Below are 15,757 nucleotides of genomic sequence, written 5' to 3' on the forward strand. Positions count from 1 at the left end.
TCACCTTTCACAAGGCAAAAGAAAATCGCTCACCGAAAAATTCGATGCCAAGACTCTTGACTATGATTCGCGGAAATGAGATTCTTCGGGTGCTTAAATCAAAGAAAGGCTTCCGCGCGGCAACGTTCGGGGGCTTTTTTCTTTTGTGATGCGTCTCCTGTTAGTCGTTCGAGTTAAAAATCACTGCTTGGACCGGTATTCGGCAAACAGCGTCTGAAGATGTTCGAGAACGAACTCGGCAAATTCCGGGGCTTCGTTCTTGTCGATGGAGATATCCAGCTTGCGGTCGCTTTCGACCACCTTTGCCAGTCGACCGCCGGTTTGCGATGACCAGACGCCGGTTTTTTTCGCCTGCGCCTTGGGCTTCAGAAAATCCAGAAGCGACTTGAAACGTTCTTCCGATGGCAGGGCGGCAACCGATGCGTCCTTGACATAGGCGCGGGCTGCTTCCTTGACCTGAGAGGAGGAAAGCTGATCGGCAAGATCCATCCAGTTACGACGGCCGACAGTCGGGGCCGGGCCAATCAGATCGACCAAATCTTCGGGAATACGGCCGACAACCGAAAGCATGTTGGAGAGATCGCCCTTGTGCAGCGACATGGCGGCCATGATCGTATCGCGAGGAAACCGCATTTGCAGTTTCTGGGCAAAACGCGCCTTTTCGATATAGGTGAGGTCGCGGCGCTCGTTGTTTTCCTGTCCCTGGGCAACGACAAGCTGCTCGTCGCTGAGATCACGAACGACCGCCTTGACCGGAATACCGAGGCTGGAAACGGCGCGCAGGCGACGATGGCCGAAGGCGACCTGATAACGGCCGGGGAATTCGGGATGCGGGCGCACCAGAATGGGAACCTGCTGGCCCTGTTCACGAATGGCCTCTATCAGGCCAGCATCCGCCTCTTCCGAGGCTGGCATGCGATCCGGTATGAAAGAGGGATCGATGTCGGCAGGGTTGAGCGAAACGATCGTAAGACCTTCGGCGAGCTGCTTTTCGATCTCTTCTGCCCGCTTGGCGCGTTCCGATACTTCGTTGAGCGACTGGCCGATCATGCCGACCGGGGAATTCAGAACATCCGTCACGAGTTCAGGAGAACCGAGGATGGGCCGGATACGCGGACGCGACCGCTCGGTGGCAGCCTCGTTGCTGTCGGCGCCCGGCGTACCGAGATTGGCGAAAATCTGTTTTCTGCTCATGCTGCCCTACCCCACGCTTTTTTAATCAGTCCTTCGATTTCAGCGTTTACGTTGTTCATGGCTTCCAGTGCGCGGTCATAGGTGGACCGGGTGAACTGGGTTCTTTCCACTTCAAAAAGTGTCTGGTTGGTCAGTCCGGCATCCGAGACGGCCGTGCTCTTCAGCATCGGGTGGATGAGGACGTTTTCACCGAAAATCGAGCGCAGGAACGCGACCATCTGGTTTTGCGGCCCATCGCTCGGTTCAAAACGGGTGATCAGGTAACGCATCCAGTTGTAGTCGGAACGCGCGCCCGCCCTGCCGATTTCAGCGAGAAGATCGCCGGTCATGGCAAGGAACTGGTTCATCGACATCACATCGAGCATTTGCGGATGAACGGTGACAAGAACCGATGTGGCAGCCGTCAGCGCCGAAAGTGTCAGATAACCGAGCTGTGGCGGGCAATCGATGACCACAACGTCATAGAAGTTCTGCGCCTGGGCTATTGCCTGGCCGATGCGGGCAAAAAACAAGGTATCTCCCGGTGCGCGACGCATCAGCGCGCGGGGCGTGTCGTGTTCGAATTCCATAAGTTCCAGATTGCCCGGAACGATATGGAGATTGGGAATATAGGTACCACGAACGATCTCCGCGATCGGTCGGCGTTCATCGTCGTAGCGGATCGCGCCGTAAAGCGTTTCATTCGGACCGACATCGATCTCCGGCTGATGACCGAAGAGAGCGGACAGACTGGCCTGCGGATCGAGATCGATGGCAAGTACCCGGTAACCGCGCAGCGCCAGATATTGCGCCAGATGCGCAGATGTCGTGGTTTTGCCCGAACCGCCCTTGAAGTTCATGACCGCAATGACCTGCAACTCTTCACCGTCACGGCGATGCGGCAGATAACGGCGTGTGCCACGCGCGCCCTGATCGAGGAATTTTCTGATCTCGTCCATATCCTCGACGGAATAGGAACGACGGCCGGAAGCCTGCGCCGCATCGAGCTCCGGACGCTCGGCGGCGATCTGGCGAAGATAGGCTTCGCCGATGCCGATCAACCGTGCGGTTTCCGCCGGTGAAAAATGGCGCATGCTCTTTTCGGTGTGCGGTGAAAATGTATTTGCATTATGAGCCTGCAATTGGGCTGACAACGCAGCCGAATGCTGTTGTATAAGACTCGTCAGGTCGGGTGCTCCTGCGGCACGTCTTAAATCGGCACTCTGTGTCATCGGTCTTCTTTCGCTCGAAATTGCAGTAGCGGTTTTTTTCGAAAAAGGCGGTTTTTTCCGCAACTGAGATATAAGCGCCGATTCTCTTTTTGGCGCAATAGGCTTTTTTCTCAGGTTGGAAAGTGCCGCTAAAGCATTGTGGAAGAATCACATTTGCTTTTTGTGACCGTTTGACGGTTAGCCGCGGCTAACTTCTCGTTGTTGATCATAAAGAAGGGCATTGTCGCGTCGTTTGGTGCCCGAATATCCGCCCCCGTGCGGAAGTTTGCCGCGGCTAACTTTTGGGTTTGATCTTCTATGCCTCCGATAATCCCGGCGCCAGAAAGTGAAGGGTGGACATTCGCATCTGTTTAATCTCTACTCGTTGACTAGAGTATCATTGGGTTCGGCACCCGTCGTCTGGCTGTTCAAGCTGTCGCAGGTTGGAGGAATGAATGTCCTATGATGTCGCTCTCGTCGGGTCGGGTTTTTCGGCAATCTGTACCGCTGCCCATCTTCTATCGTCACTGCCCGCGGAAGCCTCTATCGCTATCGTCGGCGATGAGTCGGATTTCGGGCGCGGCACCGCCTATCGCACGGAGCTGCCCTATCATCGTCTGAATGTGCCGGCCGGGCGAATGAGTGTCTTCCCTGACAAGCCTGATGACTTTGTCGACTGGTTGGCGGAAAACGGGATCGCGGACAATCCCCTGCTGTTCGCCTCGCGCGGTGATTACGGTCTTTATCTTCGCGACAGGTTGGCCGGCCTGCTCAGAAGCAGGGAGCAACGGGCCCGGGTGGACTTCGTTCGGGCCAAGGCTTCTGCCTGTCGGCCGGATGGTGCAGGCGGGTTTTCTTTTGCGCTGGAAAATGGTGAGCAGCTGCGCGCGCAGAATGTCGTTCTGTGTCTGGGTGTCGGCGCGGCGAGTTTGCCGGTGCAAACTGTCGCAAGGGAAGAAGAGGGGCCGCAACGTATCATTGGCCACTGCTGGCAGCCGGGATGGTTGTCCAAAATCAAAGCCGGGGATCGCATTTGTATTCTGGGGTCGGGCCTGACGATGATCGATCAGGTTTTGATTTTGCGGGGAAAAGGACATCAAGGGCCAATCCATGTCCTGTCCCGTCGTGGTCTGGTGCCGCATCCGCATGTCAGCCCTCCGTCACCGCCTGTGGAGCCGAATTTACCCGAAGGCTCGACGGAGATTAGCTGGTTGCTGCACGCTCTGCGCAAGCAGGTGCGCGATGGTGCGCCATGGCGCACGGTCATGGATGGCTTGCGACCGCAAACTCAATCGCTTTGGCAACGTCTTACACCTGCGCAACGCGGCCGGTTCCTTCGGCATGCCTTGCCGTGGTGGAACATCCATCGGCACCGTATCGCGCCGGAAGTGTCTCGCGCCTTCGGGAAGTTGCTTTCAGATGGTGTTCTTGAAATTCATGCAGGTTACCTTCGCTCCATGGAAGAAGGGGAGGAGGGGATCGCCGTGCGTTACCGCCGCAGGCATACGCAGATATTGAAGGAGCTGCAGGTCGATTGGGTCGTCAATTGCACGGGAATGGAGCGGGCCGGCATCCGCCATTCGCGGCTTCTTGAAACGATGCGTGGGGACGGTGTTATTTTGCTCGATCCCTTCGGGCTCGGTGTAGAAGTCGATCGCCAGTCTCGTTTGCTGCGGACTGACGGACGAAGCTGGCCCGGTCTTTTCGCCGCCGGTGCGTTGACGGCGGGCCGCTTCTGGGAAATTACCGCCGTTCCGGATATTCGTGTGCAGGCGCAGAAGATCGCGCAAGAGATCACGGACAGAGTGACAGCGAGCGATCGGCTTTCCGCACGGGGATGAGCTGGTGAAGGGCCGGCCGCAGTCAGACGTGCCTAGTACCTGTCCTAAGAGGTTAGCCGCGGCAAACTTGTTCTCTGAATAATGTGCTGGAAATTCCATGGATGCCCAATTGGCGAGTGGAACGCAGCGCGAATGCCGATGGGAACCGCAGGATAAGCGCGCTGTTCTTACTTGAATCATGGCATATATCGACCATAAGCCGTATATTTCCCTGTAATCAACAGCAGAAAGCGTGGCGGCGGATTTCGCACGTAATGTGCCCGATTGCTAAATAATTTACATTGCTTATGGAAATGCGCCATGAAATCGGCTACAAATCGCGAAAATTTCTGAAATTATGAAAATAATTTGCGAGGACTTATGCAAAAGCCGAAACTGATACGATATGAGGCGGCGGACAATCAGGCTGGTGGACAGCGGCGACCATTTGCCAAGGCCGTCCGGGCCGGCGATTTCGTTTATGTTTCCGGGCAGGTGCCGACCGTCGATGGCGAGGTGGTGACCGGCGGAATCGTGGCGCAGACCGAGCAGGTGGTTGCGAATATCAAGGATGTTCTGGCGCTTGCCGATTGTACGCTTGCGGATGTGGTCAAGGTCAATGTCTGGCTGGACGATGCCCGGGATTTTTCGAGCTTTAACGCTGTCTTCCAGAAATATTTCATCGATCATCCGCCCGCACGCTCCACCGTGCAATCTCCGTTGATGGTCGATGCCAAGGTGGAAATGGACGTTATCGCCTATAAGCCGCTGACCTGAAGCCCAATTTGCCGATGTTTGAGAGTAGATGATGACCTATCCCTGGCCTGATGCGGGCACACCCCTCAATGCGATTTCGACGCCGATGCCTGTCATCGACGAGGACAGGCTCGCCGCCAATATCCTCAGGGCGCAATCTTATCTGGATGACCACGGCAAGGCCTTTCGGCCGCATATCAAGACGCACAAGATACCCGCCGTCGCAAAGCAGCAGCTTCAGGCCGGTGCCATCGGCATTAATTGCCAGAAAGTCAGTGAGGCGGAGGTTTTTGCGGATGCCGGTTTTGATGACATTCTGATTACCTATAATATTCTCGGTGCAGCAAAGCTGTCGCGGCTGAAGGCGCTGAATGCGCGCATCGGCCGGTTGAGCGTGGTTGCCGATAGCGTGGTCACGATTGCCGGCCTTGCCGATACATTCGATGCGGCAAGGCCGCTTGCCGTACTGATCGAATGCGACACGGGCGGTAAGCGCTGCGGTGTGCAGACGCCGGAAGCGGCACTGGCGCTTGCGGAAAAGATCGCGGCGGCACCGGGCCTCACATTCAAGGGCATTTTGACCTATCCGGCACCGGGAGGCGCCGCGACGGTGGAAAATTTCCTTCGCGAGACCATGGCATTGCTGGCGGCAAAGGGCATGGATTGCCCGGTGCGATCCAGCGGCGGTTCTCCGGATTTTTACGCCGCGCATCTCGTTCCTTCCGCCACCGAACATCGGGCCGGCACCTATGTTTATAATGATCGCGCCATGCTGCGCGCCGGACATTGCACAGCGGGCGATCTCGCCATGCATGTTCTTGCCACCGTCGTATCGCGACCGACAGCCGATCGGGCTGTGCTGGATTGCGGCTCCAAGGCCCTGACCTCGGATCTTCTGGGTTTCAGCGATTACGGGCTGCTCGAAGGCTATGACGGTGCGAAAATCATCTCGCTTTCGGAAGAACATGCGGTCGTCGATCTATCCGGCTGCGCCTCGGGCCGGCCTGAAATCGGCGATGTGGTCAAGGTCGTTCCGAACCACACCTGCGTTGTCAGCAATCTTTTCGACAGGATGGTTTTCCATCGAAACGGTGTCGTGACGCGGGTTGAGCAGGTCGCGGCGCGCGGTACAGTCTGGTAAAATTACCCGGCTAATTAAATCCTGAAATAAAGCTGCCGAAGGGCAGATTGCGGTAACGAGAATCTAGAGACATGCGCATCTTCACGGCGTCACTCGCCACCGAAACCAACACGTTTTCACCTGTCCCGACGGATATGGACGCCTTTCGCGCGGCTTTTTATGCCGGGCCGGGGGAACATCCCGAAACGCCGACGCTCTGCTCGTCGCCAGTGCCGATCTTGCGCCGTCGTGGTAAGGCGGAAGGGTTCACGGTAATAGAGGGAACTTCCTGCTGGGCGGAACCGGCGGGCCTCATCCAGCGCCAGACCTATGAAACGCTGCGGGATACGATTCTCGCAGAACTCAGCGCCGCAATGCCGATCGATGCGGTGGTGCTCGGTCTGCACGGCGCCATGGTGGCACAGGGTTATGACGATCCGGAAGGGGATTTCCTGTCGCGCGTCCGCGCATTGGTCGGACCGGATGTGCTGGTTGCGGCGGAATTCGATCCGCACAGCCATCTGACGCCGCTTCGGGTCAAAAATCTCGATATAATGGCGACGTTTCTGGAGTTTCCACATACGGATTTCGAAGAGCGCGGCGAGCATGTAGTGGAAATGGCGCTGCGCACGCTTCGGGGGGAGATCAAGCCGGTCATCTCCACTTTCGATTGCCGCATGATCACCATTTATCCCACCAGCCGCGAGCCGATGCGCTCTTACGTCGACCGACTGAAGGCGATGGAAGGCAGGGATGGCATCCTGTCGATCTCCGTCATTCACGGTTTTATGGCGGGCGATGTGCCGGATATGGGAACGCGCATCGTTGTCGTGACCGATAATGACAGGGCAAAGGGCGATGCGCTGGCCGAAAAGCTCGGCCATGAGCTTTATGCCATGCGAAAACTGACCGCCATGCCGATGCTGGATACGGAATCGGGTCTCGACCAGGTTCTTGCCATTCGCAGCAACAATCCGGACAGGCCGGTCGTCGTATCGGATATCTGGGACAATCCGGGCGGCGGCGTCGCCGGTGACGCGACCCATATTCTGCGGCGCATGGTGGAGCGCGGCATGGACAATATTGCCGTCGCGACGATCTGGGACCCGATTGCGGTGTCTTTCTGTCACGCGGCGGGCGAGGGCGCCGAGATCGATCTGCGCATCGGCGGCAAATCCAGCCCGGAAGGCGGCGAGCCCCTTGATTTCCGCATAAAGGTGATGCGCACGGCAGAGGCCGGCTGGCAGAGTTTCCGCAACAGCCGCGTAACGCTCGGCCGTGCCGCTGTTGTCCGGCCGCTCGGTACGCAGATCGATATCATCCTCATCACCAGCCGCACGCAAACTTATGAGCCGGATATCTTTTCCAATCTCGGCGTGGATTTCGCGAAGAAAGACGTGCTGCTGGTCAAGTCCACCAACCATTTCCATGCGGGGTTTGCGCCGGTTGCCTCCGAGATCGTTTATATCGCGGCCCCGACGTCTTATCCGACCGATCCGGCGAAAACGCCCTATCGCAAGGCGAGCCTAGAGCTTTGGCCACGGGTGGCCGATCCGCTGGGCCTGGACTGAGGCGGAAGCGGTTTGAGCATTATCCGGACGGAACTTGTGAAGCCTTTTCCGGAAGGCTTCAGAGACGCTCGAGGGTGATCAGGAAAAACGCGCTTTCGCTTCGATCTCCTTCGACGGTGAACGGTAAACCGCCTTCGATCAGCAGACCATCCAGCTTCCCCAATCGTTTCTCGCCTTCACCGGTTGAAATCGTCAGCGGGTCGAGCGCCAGAACAAGCGTCGTGTTTCCGGCGGCTTTTCCCGAAAACGGGCCGGAATGTCTTTTAACGACATGACGAAAGCGCGAGCGGCGGGTCATGACGTTCAGATCGGTGATCGCGCCATCGGGTAGGGTCGCATTCACGGGAACATCGGCCGGAAAGGGCAGGGGTGGGCTTTCCATTGTCAGCAACAGCGGATCGCCGGCCGCAATTGCCAGCGCCATGCCGTTTCCCTCAAGAATGGAGAGGGTGCGGTCTATGCCGGGGAAGATCGAAAACGGCCCGTCGCTCGTCACCGTCGCCATGCTGATGCGCCAGTCGAAATTCTCGACGGAAGACGCGGGTGGGAAGATGGCGATTTCCACCGTCTCACCGCCGCCGTTTTTCCAGGGCATTCGCTTGTAATCGCTTGCGCGCAGCAGGGTCATGGTTTTCCACCGTTGAGAGGGATCGGCCGGAAAGGTGTTTCTCTTTCCGGCCGAAAGAGGATCAATTGCCGAGAATGCCGGGCAGGCGCAGGCCCTGTTCCTTGGCGCATTCCACGGCGATGTCGTAACCGGCATCGGCATGGCGCATGACGCCGGTTGCCGGGTCATTCCACAGCACGCGCTCCAGCCGGCGAGCGGCATCGTCGGTGCCATCGGCGCAGATGACCATGCCGGAATGCTGCGAGAAGCCCATGCCGACGCCGCCGCCGTGGTGCAACGACACCCAGGTCGCGCCGGATGCGGTGTTGAGCAGCGCGTTCAGGAGCGGCCAGTCGGAAACGGCGTCCGAGCCATCCTTCATGGCCTCGGTCTCGCGGTTGGGCGAGGCGACAGAGCCGGAATCCAGATGGTCGCGTCCGATGACGATCGGCGCCTTCAGCTCACCGTTCCTCACCATTTCGTTGAAGGCGAGGCCGAGACGGTGGCGGTCGCCAAGGCCGACCCAGCAAATACGCGCCGGCAGGCCCTGAAAAGCGATGCGCTCGCGCGCCATGTCCAGCCAGTTGTGCAGGTGCTTGTTGTCTGGCAACAGTTCCTTCACCTTGGCGTCGGTCTTGTAGATGTCTTCCGGATCGCCGGAAAGGGCGGCCCAGCGGAACGGGCCGATGCCGCGGCAAAACAGCGGGCGGATATAGGCCGGCACGAAGCCCGGAAAGGCGAAGGCGTTTTCGAGGCCCTCATCCTTGGCGACCTGGCGGATATTGTTGCCGTAATCGAGCGTCGGAACGCCGGCGTTCCAGAAATCGACCATGGCCTGCACATGCACCTTCATCGAGGCGCGAGCGGCAGCCGCAACGGCCTTCGGGTCGCTTTCCTGCTTGGCGCGCCATTCGGCAACGGTCCATCCGGCCGGAAGGTAACCATGGACGGGATCGTGCGCCGAGGTCTGGTCGGTAACGATATCGGGACGAACGCCGCGACGGACGAGTTCGGGGAAGATTTCCGCCGCATTTCCGATCAAGCCGACGGATTTCGCCTCGCCCGCCTTGGTCCACTGGTCGATCAGGGCCAGTGCCTCATCGAGCGTATGCGCCTTCGCATCGACATAACGGGTGCGCAGGCGGAAATCGACGCGGGTTTCATCGCATTCGACGGCGAGGCAGCAGGCGCCGGCCATGACGGCGGCGAGCGGCTGTGCGCCGCCCATGCCGCCGAGACCGCCGGTGAGAATCCACTTGCCCTTCAGGTTGCCGTCATAGTGCTGGCGGCCGGCCTCGACGAAGGTTTCATAGGTACCCTGCACGATGCCCTGAGTGCCGATGTAGATCCACGAACCGGCCGTCATCTGGCCGTACATGGCAAGGCCTTTCTTATCCAGCTCGTGGAAATGATCCCAGTTCGCCCAGTGCGGCACGAGGTTGGAGTTGGCGATCAGCACGCGCGGCGCATCCTTGTGGGTGCGGAACACGCCGACCGGCTTGCCGGACTGCACGATGAGGGTTTCGTCCTCGTTCAAATCCTTCAGCGTCGCGACGATGCGGTCGAAATCGTCCCAGGTGCGGGCGGCGCGGCCGATGCCGCCATAAACGACAAGCTCATGCGGGCGCTCGGCGACGTCAGGATCGAGATTGTTCATCAGCATGCGCAGCGGGGCTTCCGTCATCCAGCTTTTGGCATTGAGGTCAGTGCCCTGCGGCGAGCGGACATCGCGAATATTGTGGCGCGGATTGTTCATGTGTTTTCCCCTTATCGTTTCGTGTCGAGCGCAAATTTTTCCATGCGCGTGAGAATGGTTTTGAGATGGGAGCGAAGCCGTTCGGCCTTGCCCGTGTCATAGGCAAAAGGCGGCGTCTCGCTTTGAAGATGGGTGGATTGCGCCAGCTCCATCTGAATGGCGTGCACGCCGCTCTGCGGTTTTCCGTAATGGCGCGTCGTCCAGCCGCCCTTGAAACGACCGTTCAGAATGCTGTCGTAGCCCTCCGCTGCGGCGCTCACCTCGACGGCGATCTTTTCGATGGTCGGATCGCAGGTCTTGCCCATATCCGTGCCGATGTTGAAATCCGGCAGCTTGCCTTCGAACAGGAAGGGAATATGCGAACGGATCGAATGGCAATCATAAAGAATTGCGATGCCGTGGATGGATTTGACCCGCTCGATTTCCGCCGCAAGGGCCGCGTGATAGGGCGCGTGGAAGTTTTCCACACGATAGGCGATATCGTCCGCTGCGGGTTCCTGTCCTTCATTCCAGATCGGCTCGCCGTCGAAATCGGTCTCCGGAACAAGCCCGGTTGTGTTCTGGCCCGGATAAAGGCTTACCCCGGCCGGGTCGCGGTTGGCGTCGATCACATAACGATGGAAGGTCGCCCTTACCGTTGTCGCATCCTCGAGAAGGCCGGCATAGAGCTCATGGATATGCCAGTCCGTATCGGCGAGAATCTTGCCGTTATCGTTGAGACGATCCCAAATCTCAGCCGGAACATCCGTGCCGGTGTGAGGTAGTCCGAGGATGATCGGCGAGGTGCCTTCTTTGACGTCCAAGACTCGCATCTCAAACCTCCAGCTTCGGCAGAATGCCATCCGAAATCGTCGCGACCAGCGCGCCGGAGGCAATCAATTCCGCCGCAGCCTTCAGGTCCGGCGCCATATAGCGGTCTTCCTCCAGCGAAGGGACCGCCGCGCGCAATGCGGCAATCACCTTCTGCAGTTCGGGGCTCGTTTTCAGCGGCCCGCGCAGTTCCACGCCCTGCACGGCCGAAAGCGCCTCGATGCCGAGAATAGCGAAGAGATTGTCCGTCATCGGCAGCAGGCGGCGCGCGCCATGGCAGGCCATGGAGACATGGTCTTCCTGATTGGCGGAGGTCGGTGTGGAATCCACCGAGGCCGGATGCGCCATCTGCTTGTTCTCGCTCATCAGCGCGGCGGAGGTGACTTCGGCGATCATCAGGCCGGAATTCAGCCCGGGCTTTTTGGAAAGAAAGGCCGGCAGACCATAGGAGAGGGCCGGATCGACCAGCAGCGCCACGCGTCGCTGGGCGATTGCGCCGATCTCGCAAATGGCGAGCGCCGTCTGGTCGGCGGCAAAGGCCACCGGTTCGGCGTGGAAATTGCCGCCGGAGACGACGGAATTGTCTGAAAGCACCAGCGGATTGTCGGTCACGGCATTGGCTTCGATTTCCAGCGTGCGGGCCACCTGCCGCAGAAGATCGAGGCAGGCGCCATCCACCTGCGGCTGGCAACGAATGCAATAGGGATCCTGCACCCGCTCGTCACCTTCGATATGGCTGACGCGGATTTCCGAACCTTCCAGCAGATTACGAAGCGCCGCTCCGGCGTCGATCTGGCCCTTATGGCCGCGCAGGCTGTGAATATCGGGATGGAAAGGTGCGGAAGACCCCATGGCGGCATCTGTGGAAAGCGCACCGGTAATCAGCGCCGCCTGTGCTGCGCGATGGGCGCGGAAAAGACCGGCGAGCGCCAGCGCCGTCGAAGTCTGCGTGCCGTTGATCAGCGCAAGCCCTTCCTTGGCGGCAAGCACCACCGGGGACAGTCCGGCTTTCGCAAGCGCTTCGCCCGCTGGCAGAAGCGCGCCCGCATAAAAGGCCTCGCCTTCGCCCATCATCACCGCCGCCATATGGGCAAGCGGCGCGAGATCGCCGGAAGCCCCAACCGAACCCTTTTCGGGAATGACGGGGATGACGCCCTTCTCCAGCATGGCTTCGATCAGCCGCACAAGTTGCAGCCGCACGCCGGATGCGCCGCGACCGAGCGAAACCAGCTTCAGCGCCATGATCAGCCGCACGACATTTTCAGGAAGCGGTGCGCCGACCCCGCAGCAATGCGACAGGATGAGATTGCGCTGCAGCGTCGCCACATCGGCCGCGTCGATCTTGATGGAAGCGAGCTTGCCGAAACCGGTATTGATGCCATAGACCGGCGCATTGCCGGCAGCGATCTCCGCAATGCGGGCCGCCGCCTTTTCAATGCCTTTATCGAAGCTGCGGTCGAGTTTGGCGCTGCCGTTCTCCCAGTATATCGCGGCGAGATCGGCCAAGGTCACATTGCCGGGGTGAAGCGTGATGGTCTTCATGGTCATGGGCAAACCTTCTGTCCCTTGAAAATGCGGGCGTGGAGCGGATTGAAACCGATGCGGTAGACGAGTTCTGCCGGACGCTCGATGTCCCAGATGGCAAAATCCGCGGATTTTCCAGCCTCCAGCGTGCCGGTTTCGCTAAGCAGGCCGAGCGCCTTTGCCGCGTTGCGTGTCGTCGCCGTCAGGCACTCTTCCACGGTCATGCGGAAAAGCGTTGCGCCCATATTCATGGTCAGCAGCAGGGAGGTGAGCGGTGAAGTGCCGGGGTTGCAGTCCGTTGCCAGCGCAATGTCGGCCCCGGCATCGCGCAGGGCCTGCACCGGCGGCAATTGTTTTTCCCTGAGCGCGTAGAAAGCGCCGGGAAGAAGCACGGCCACGGTTCCTGCTTTCGCCAGCGCCTTCGCACCGGCCTCATCAAGATATTCCAGATGATCGGCCGAAAGGGCGTTATAGGATGCCGCAAGCTCGGAACCGCCAAGGTTGGAAAGCTGCTCGGCATGCAGTTTGACCGGAAGGCCATACTGTCTTGCAGCCTTGAAAACCCGATCGATCTCCTCGACGGAAAAGGCGATGCCTTCGCAAAAACCGTCAACCGCATCCGCCAGTCCGTCCGCATGGGCTTTTTCCAGCCCAGGCAGAACGACATCGCCAATATAATCGGCGTTGCGCCCCTTATAGTCTGCAGGTGTCGCATGCGCGGCGAGATAGCTGGTGACGATGCGCACCGGCCGCAATGTCTCGAGCCTGCGGGCGACGCGCAGCATTTTCAGCTCGGTTTCAATGTCGAGACCGTAACCGGATTTGATTTCGACCGTGGAAACGCCTTCGGAAAGAAGCGTGTCGAGGCGCGGCAAAGCCTGCGCCACCAGAGCATCTTCCGAAAGCGCGCGCGTGTCGCGCACCGAAGAAACAATGCCGCCGCCCGCTTTGGCGATCTCTTCATAGGTTGCCCCATTCAGCCGCATCTCGAATTCCATGGCGCGGTTGCCGCCGAAGACAAGATGGGTGTGGCAGTCGATCAGGGCAGGGGTGATCCAGCGGCCGCCGCAATCGTGGGTCTCATCGGCCGTTGACAGATCGGCGGGCAGATCGCCTTCAGGGCCGGCAAAGGCGATGCGGCCGTTACGCACGGCAATGACGGCGTTTTCGACGGCGCCGATGCCTTCCATGGCGGGATTGAAGGTTGCCAGCCGGGCGTTGCGCCACAAAGCCGTGGCGTTCCCCGTCGCCGTTCCGTTTGCAGATTTGTTCCCTGGCATTTGCTTTTCGCCTTTCCTTTGTGAGTTAAATGTATATACATAATAACCGGCTTGGCAAGCTGCAATTTCGTGTTTGAAATGGCCTTGCCGGACAGAACCAAAGGAGAGGGTGGCATGACGGCAATTCACGCGGGCGCAGCGCTTCTGGTGGATGGATGGGCGAAGGATGTTCGCATCGTCTGCGACGAAGGTGCTATTTTATCCGTGGAAACCGGTGTTTCCCCGCAGCCGCAGGATGAGCGACATGCCGTCATCGTCCCGGCCATGCCAAATCTTCACAGCCACGCCTTTCAGCGCGCCATGGCCGGGCTTGCCGAAATCCGTGGTCCCGGCGATGACAGTTTCTGGAGCTGGCGCACCGTCATGTATAAATTCGCGCTCTCCATGACGCCTGACCATGTCGAGGCCGTTGCTGCCCAGCTTTATATGGAAATGCTCGAGGCTGGTTTCGGGCGGGTTGGAGAATTTCACTATCTGCATAATGACAGGGATGGCTCGCATTACGGCAATATCGCCGAAATGGCCGAACGGATCGGCGCGGCCGCCTCGCAGACGGGTATCGGCCTCACATTGCTGCCGGTCTTTTATGCCCATTCCGGTTTCGGCGGCCAGGCGCCAATCGACGGGCAGAAGCGTTTCATCCATTCGCTCGACAGTTACGGAAAGCTGATGCAGGGTGCGCAGGCCGTGGTGGACAGGCTGCCGGGCGCCACGCTCGGGATCGCGCCGCACAGCCTGCGTGCGGTGACCGGCGACGAGCTGGCAGCCATCGAGCCGCTGGCAAAGGGCGGGCCGATCCATATTCATGTGGCGGAACAGACGAAAGAAGTGGAAGATTCGCTCGCCTTTTCCGGTGCGAGACCGGTGGAATGGCTGCTTGAAAACGCGCCGGTCGATGGCCGCTGGTGCCTTATTCATGCGACGCACATGACGGAAACCGAAACGCGAGGCATGGCAAAAAGCGGTGCTGTTGCCGGTCTTTGCCCTATCACGGAAGCCAATCTCGGCGACGGCATCTTTCCGGCTCCGGCGTTTCTCGCTGAAAACGGCCATTATGGCGTCGGATCGGATTCCAACATTCTGATTTCCGTGCCGGAAGAATTGCGAACGCTCGAATATTCGCAACGCCTCTCGCATCGGGCACGCAATGTCATTGCCGATGCCGGCCATTCCACGGGCGAAAAACTCTTCCGGCAGGCTCTTGAGGGCGGCGGCAGAGCTCTGGCGTCGCGAAATGGTCTGGAAAATGGAAAAAGCGCCGATTTCGTCTCTCTTGATGTTTCGGCCGTTTCTTATCTTCCGACATCCCAGATTCTCGATCAGTGGATATTCGCGGGCGGCATTTCTGTCGATTCCGTTTGGGTGCGCGGCGAAAAGCGCGTGCAGGCCGGCCGGCATATCCACCGCCGCGAAATATCCGATCGTTTCAACAAGGTCATGGCTGAACTTCTCGATAGCTGATATGGGCTCGGCGGAAACAGGAAAAGGCCAGCGGGGAAGGGCATTGCGGACGTGACGAAAGCATCAGCCGGGCAGACCCTGCACCAGCGTATCCTCACTGAGATCGAGGGCCGGATCGTTTCGGGAGAATGGCCGCCGGGCCACCGGTTGCCTTTCGAGGTCGACCTAGCCGATCAATATCACTGTTCGCGCATGACCGTGAACAAGGTCATGGGCCAGCTCGCCAAGGCCGGTTTGATCGAACGCCGCAAGAAATCCGGCAGTTTCGTTCGCCAGCCGCAGATCCAGTCCGCCGTTCTTCAAATTCACGATATCGGGGCGGAGGTCGAATCCCTTGGCCTCGACTATGGCTTCAAAATACTGAAGCGCGAAAGGCGTAGCGCGAAAAGCGCTGATCGTGAGCGGCTCGACGTTTCCGTCGGGACACCCTTGCTCGACATTCTCTGCATCCATTTCGCCGGTGCACGCGAATTCTGTGTCGAACAGCGCCTCATCAGTCTGACGGCAGTGCCGGACGCGGCTGAAACCGACTTCACCGAAGTTGCGCCCGGCCCCTGGCTGCTCGGCCATGTTCCCTGGAGCACTGCCGAACACCGGATCAGCGCCGAAACACCGTCGAAGGAGATCGCGCGCCTGCTCGGTATTTCGGACAGGCAGGCGTGTCTTGT

Annotated in this window: 13 protein-coding genes (1 of these 13 only partly in view); 6 read left to right on the plus strand and 7 right to left on the minus strand. The window is 59.2% G+C overall.

Translation table 11 applies throughout. The features are described from left to right. Window positions 1-180 precede the first annotated feature (180 nt). On the minus strand, window positions 181-1,194 hold the full coding sequence (gene repB, locus AGR7B_RS19000; protein ID WP_065656675.1) for a plasmid partitioning protein RepB: 1,014 nt from the start codon (window positions 1,192-1,194) through the stop codon (window positions 181-183). Beyond that, the gene (repA, locus tag AGR7B_RS19005) at window positions 1,191-2,405 is read right to left on the minus strand and encodes a plasmid partitioning protein RepA (RefSeq protein ID WP_026363408.1); all 1,215 of its coding nucleotides are present in this window, start codon (window positions 2,403-2,405) and stop codon (window positions 1,191-1,193) included. The genes repB and repA overlap by 4 nt, the downstream gene beginning before the upstream one ends. A gap of 434 nt (window positions 2,406-2,839) precedes the next feature. On the opposite strand from repA, the gene AGR7B_RS19010 reads away from it, so the two are divergent. The 4 genes from AGR7B_RS19010 to AGR7B_RS19025 all read left to right on the plus strand — a co-directional run bounded on the left by AGR7B_RS19010 (window position 2,840) and on the right by AGR7B_RS19025 (window position 7,651). Then, window positions 2,840-4,225 carry an FAD/NAD(P)-binding protein gene (locus tag AGR7B_RS19010; RefSeq protein ID WP_080857588.1) on the plus strand — a complete coding sequence of 462 codons (1,386 nt, stop codon included), beginning with the start codon at window positions 2,840-2,842 and terminating at the stop codon, window positions 4,223-4,225. Between the two features lie 360 nt (window positions 4,226-4,585). Next, window positions 4,586-4,981, plus strand: coding sequence for a RidA family protein (locus AGR7B_RS19015; protein ID WP_065656677.1), 396 nt, complete (start codon window positions 4,586-4,588; stop codon window positions 4,979-4,981). A gap of 31 nt (window positions 4,982-5,012) precedes the next feature. Beyond that, window positions 5,013-6,101, plus strand: a complete 1,089-nt coding sequence (locus AGR7B_RS19020; RefSeq protein ID WP_065656708.1) for a D-TA family PLP-dependent enzyme — start codon at window positions 5,013-5,015, stop codon at window positions 6,099-6,101. Window positions 6,102-6,172: 71 nt separating this feature from the next. Further along, window positions 6,173-7,651 carry a M81 family metallopeptidase gene (locus AGR7B_RS19025; protein WP_080857589.1) on the plus strand — a complete coding sequence of 493 codons (1,479 nt, stop codon included), beginning with the start codon at window positions 6,173-6,175 and terminating at the stop codon, window positions 7,649-7,651. A 58-nt stretch (window positions 7,652-7,709) separates the two neighbouring features. On the opposite strand, the gene AGR7B_RS19030 is transcribed toward AGR7B_RS19025, so the two are convergent. The 5 genes from AGR7B_RS19030 to hutI all read right to left on the minus strand — a co-directional run bounded on the left by AGR7B_RS19030 (window position 7,710) and on the right by hutI (window position 13,628). Beyond that, window positions 7,710-8,279, minus strand: coding sequence for a HutD/Ves family protein (locus AGR7B_RS19030; RefSeq protein WP_080857590.1), 570 nt, complete (start codon window positions 8,277-8,279; stop codon window positions 7,710-7,712). Between the two features lie 61 nt (window positions 8,280-8,340). Further along, a complete protein-coding gene (hutU, locus tag AGR7B_RS19035; RefSeq protein WP_080857591.1) occupies window positions 8,341-10,014 on the minus strand; it encodes a urocanate hydratase in 1,674 nt (557 codons plus the stop codon). 11 nt (window positions 10,015-10,025) lie between these two features. Next, window positions 10,026-10,826 (minus strand): N-formylglutamate deformylase, encoded by an 801-nt coding sequence (gene hutG / locus AGR7B_RS19040; protein WP_080857592.1) that lies wholly within the window; start codon window positions 10,824-10,826, stop codon window positions 10,026-10,028. A gap of 1 nt (window position 10,827) precedes the next feature. Next, entirely contained in the window at window positions 10,828-12,372 is a 1,545-nt protein-coding gene (gene hutH, locus AGR7B_RS19045) for a histidine ammonia-lyase (RefSeq protein WP_080857593.1), read from the minus strand. Beyond that, complete coding sequence (gene hutI / locus AGR7B_RS19050) at window positions 12,369-13,628, minus strand: imidazolonepropionase (protein ID WP_080857594.1); 1,260 nt, start codon at window positions 13,626-13,628, stop codon at window positions 12,369-12,371. Before hutI ends, hutH begins: the two co-directional genes overlap by 4 nt. Window positions 13,629-13,742: 114 nt before the next feature. Here hutI and AGR7B_RS19055 point away from each other — a divergent pair, with 114 nt between their 5' ends. Then, a complete protein-coding gene (locus AGR7B_RS19055; protein WP_078052208.1) occupies window positions 13,743-15,089 on the plus strand; it encodes a formimidoylglutamate deiminase in 1,347 nt (448 codons plus the stop codon). Window positions 15,090-15,140: 51 nt separating this feature from the next. Beyond that, a protein-coding gene (hutC, locus tag AGR7B_RS19060) for a histidine utilization transcriptional repressor HutC (RefSeq protein ID WP_078052209.1) crosses the window boundary here: on the plus strand, window positions 15,141-15,757 show its 5' portion. 109 nt of this gene lie beyond the right edge of the window; the window shows 617 of its 726 coding nt (coding positions 1-617); the start codon lies at window positions 15,141-15,143; the stop codon falls past the right edge of the window.

It is taken from the genome of Agrobacterium deltaense RV3, from assembly GCF_900013505.1.
GTDB lineage: Bacteria > Pseudomonadota > Alphaproteobacteria > Rhizobiales > Rhizobiaceae > Agrobacterium > Agrobacterium leguminum.

What these genes read in the sequence shown, in the direction of transcription:
- repB (WP_065656675.1), bottom strand. Translation starts at nt 1,194, where the DNA reads ATGAGCAGAAAACAGATTTTCGCCAATCTCGGTACGCCGGGCGCCGAC.
- repA (WP_026363408.1), bottom strand. Translation starts at nt 2,405, where the DNA reads ATGACACAGAGTGCCGATTTAAGACGTGCCGCAGGAGCACCCGACCTG.
- AGR7B_RS19010 (WP_080857588.1), top strand. Translation starts at nt 2,840, where the DNA reads ATGTCCTATGATGTCGCTCTCGTCGGGTCGGGTTTTTCGGCAATCTGT.
- AGR7B_RS19015 (WP_065656677.1), top strand. Translation starts at nt 4,586, where the DNA reads ATGCAAAAGCCGAAACTGATACGATATGAGGCGGCGGACAATCAGGCT.
- AGR7B_RS19020 (WP_065656708.1), top strand. Translation starts at nt 5,013, where the DNA reads ATGACCTATCCCTGGCCTGATGCGGGCACACCCCTCAATGCGATTTCG.
- AGR7B_RS19025 (WP_080857589.1), top strand. Translation starts at nt 6,173, where the DNA reads ATGCGCATCTTCACGGCGTCACTCGCCACCGAAACCAACACGTTTTCA.
- AGR7B_RS19030 (WP_080857590.1), bottom strand. Translation starts at nt 8,279, where the DNA reads ATGACCCTGCTGCGCGCAAGCGATTACAAGCGAATGCCCTGGAAAAAC.
- hutU (WP_080857591.1), bottom strand. Translation starts at nt 10,014, where the DNA reads ATGAACAATCCGCGCCACAATATTCGCGATGTCCGCTCGCCGCAGGGC.
- hutG (WP_080857592.1), bottom strand. Translation starts at nt 10,826, where the DNA reads ATGCGAGTCTTGGACGTCAAAGAAGGCACCTCGCCGATCATCCTCGGA.
- hutH (WP_080857593.1), bottom strand. Translation starts at nt 12,372, where the DNA reads ATGACCATGAAGACCATCACGCTTCACCCCGGCAATGTGACCTTGGCC.
- hutI (WP_080857594.1), bottom strand. Translation starts at nt 13,628, where the DNA reads ATGCCAGGGAACAAATCTGCAAACGGAACGGCGACGGGGAACGCCACG.
- AGR7B_RS19055 (WP_078052208.1), top strand. Translation starts at nt 13,743, where the DNA reads ATGACGGCAATTCACGCGGGCGCAGCGCTTCTGGTGGATGGATGGGCG.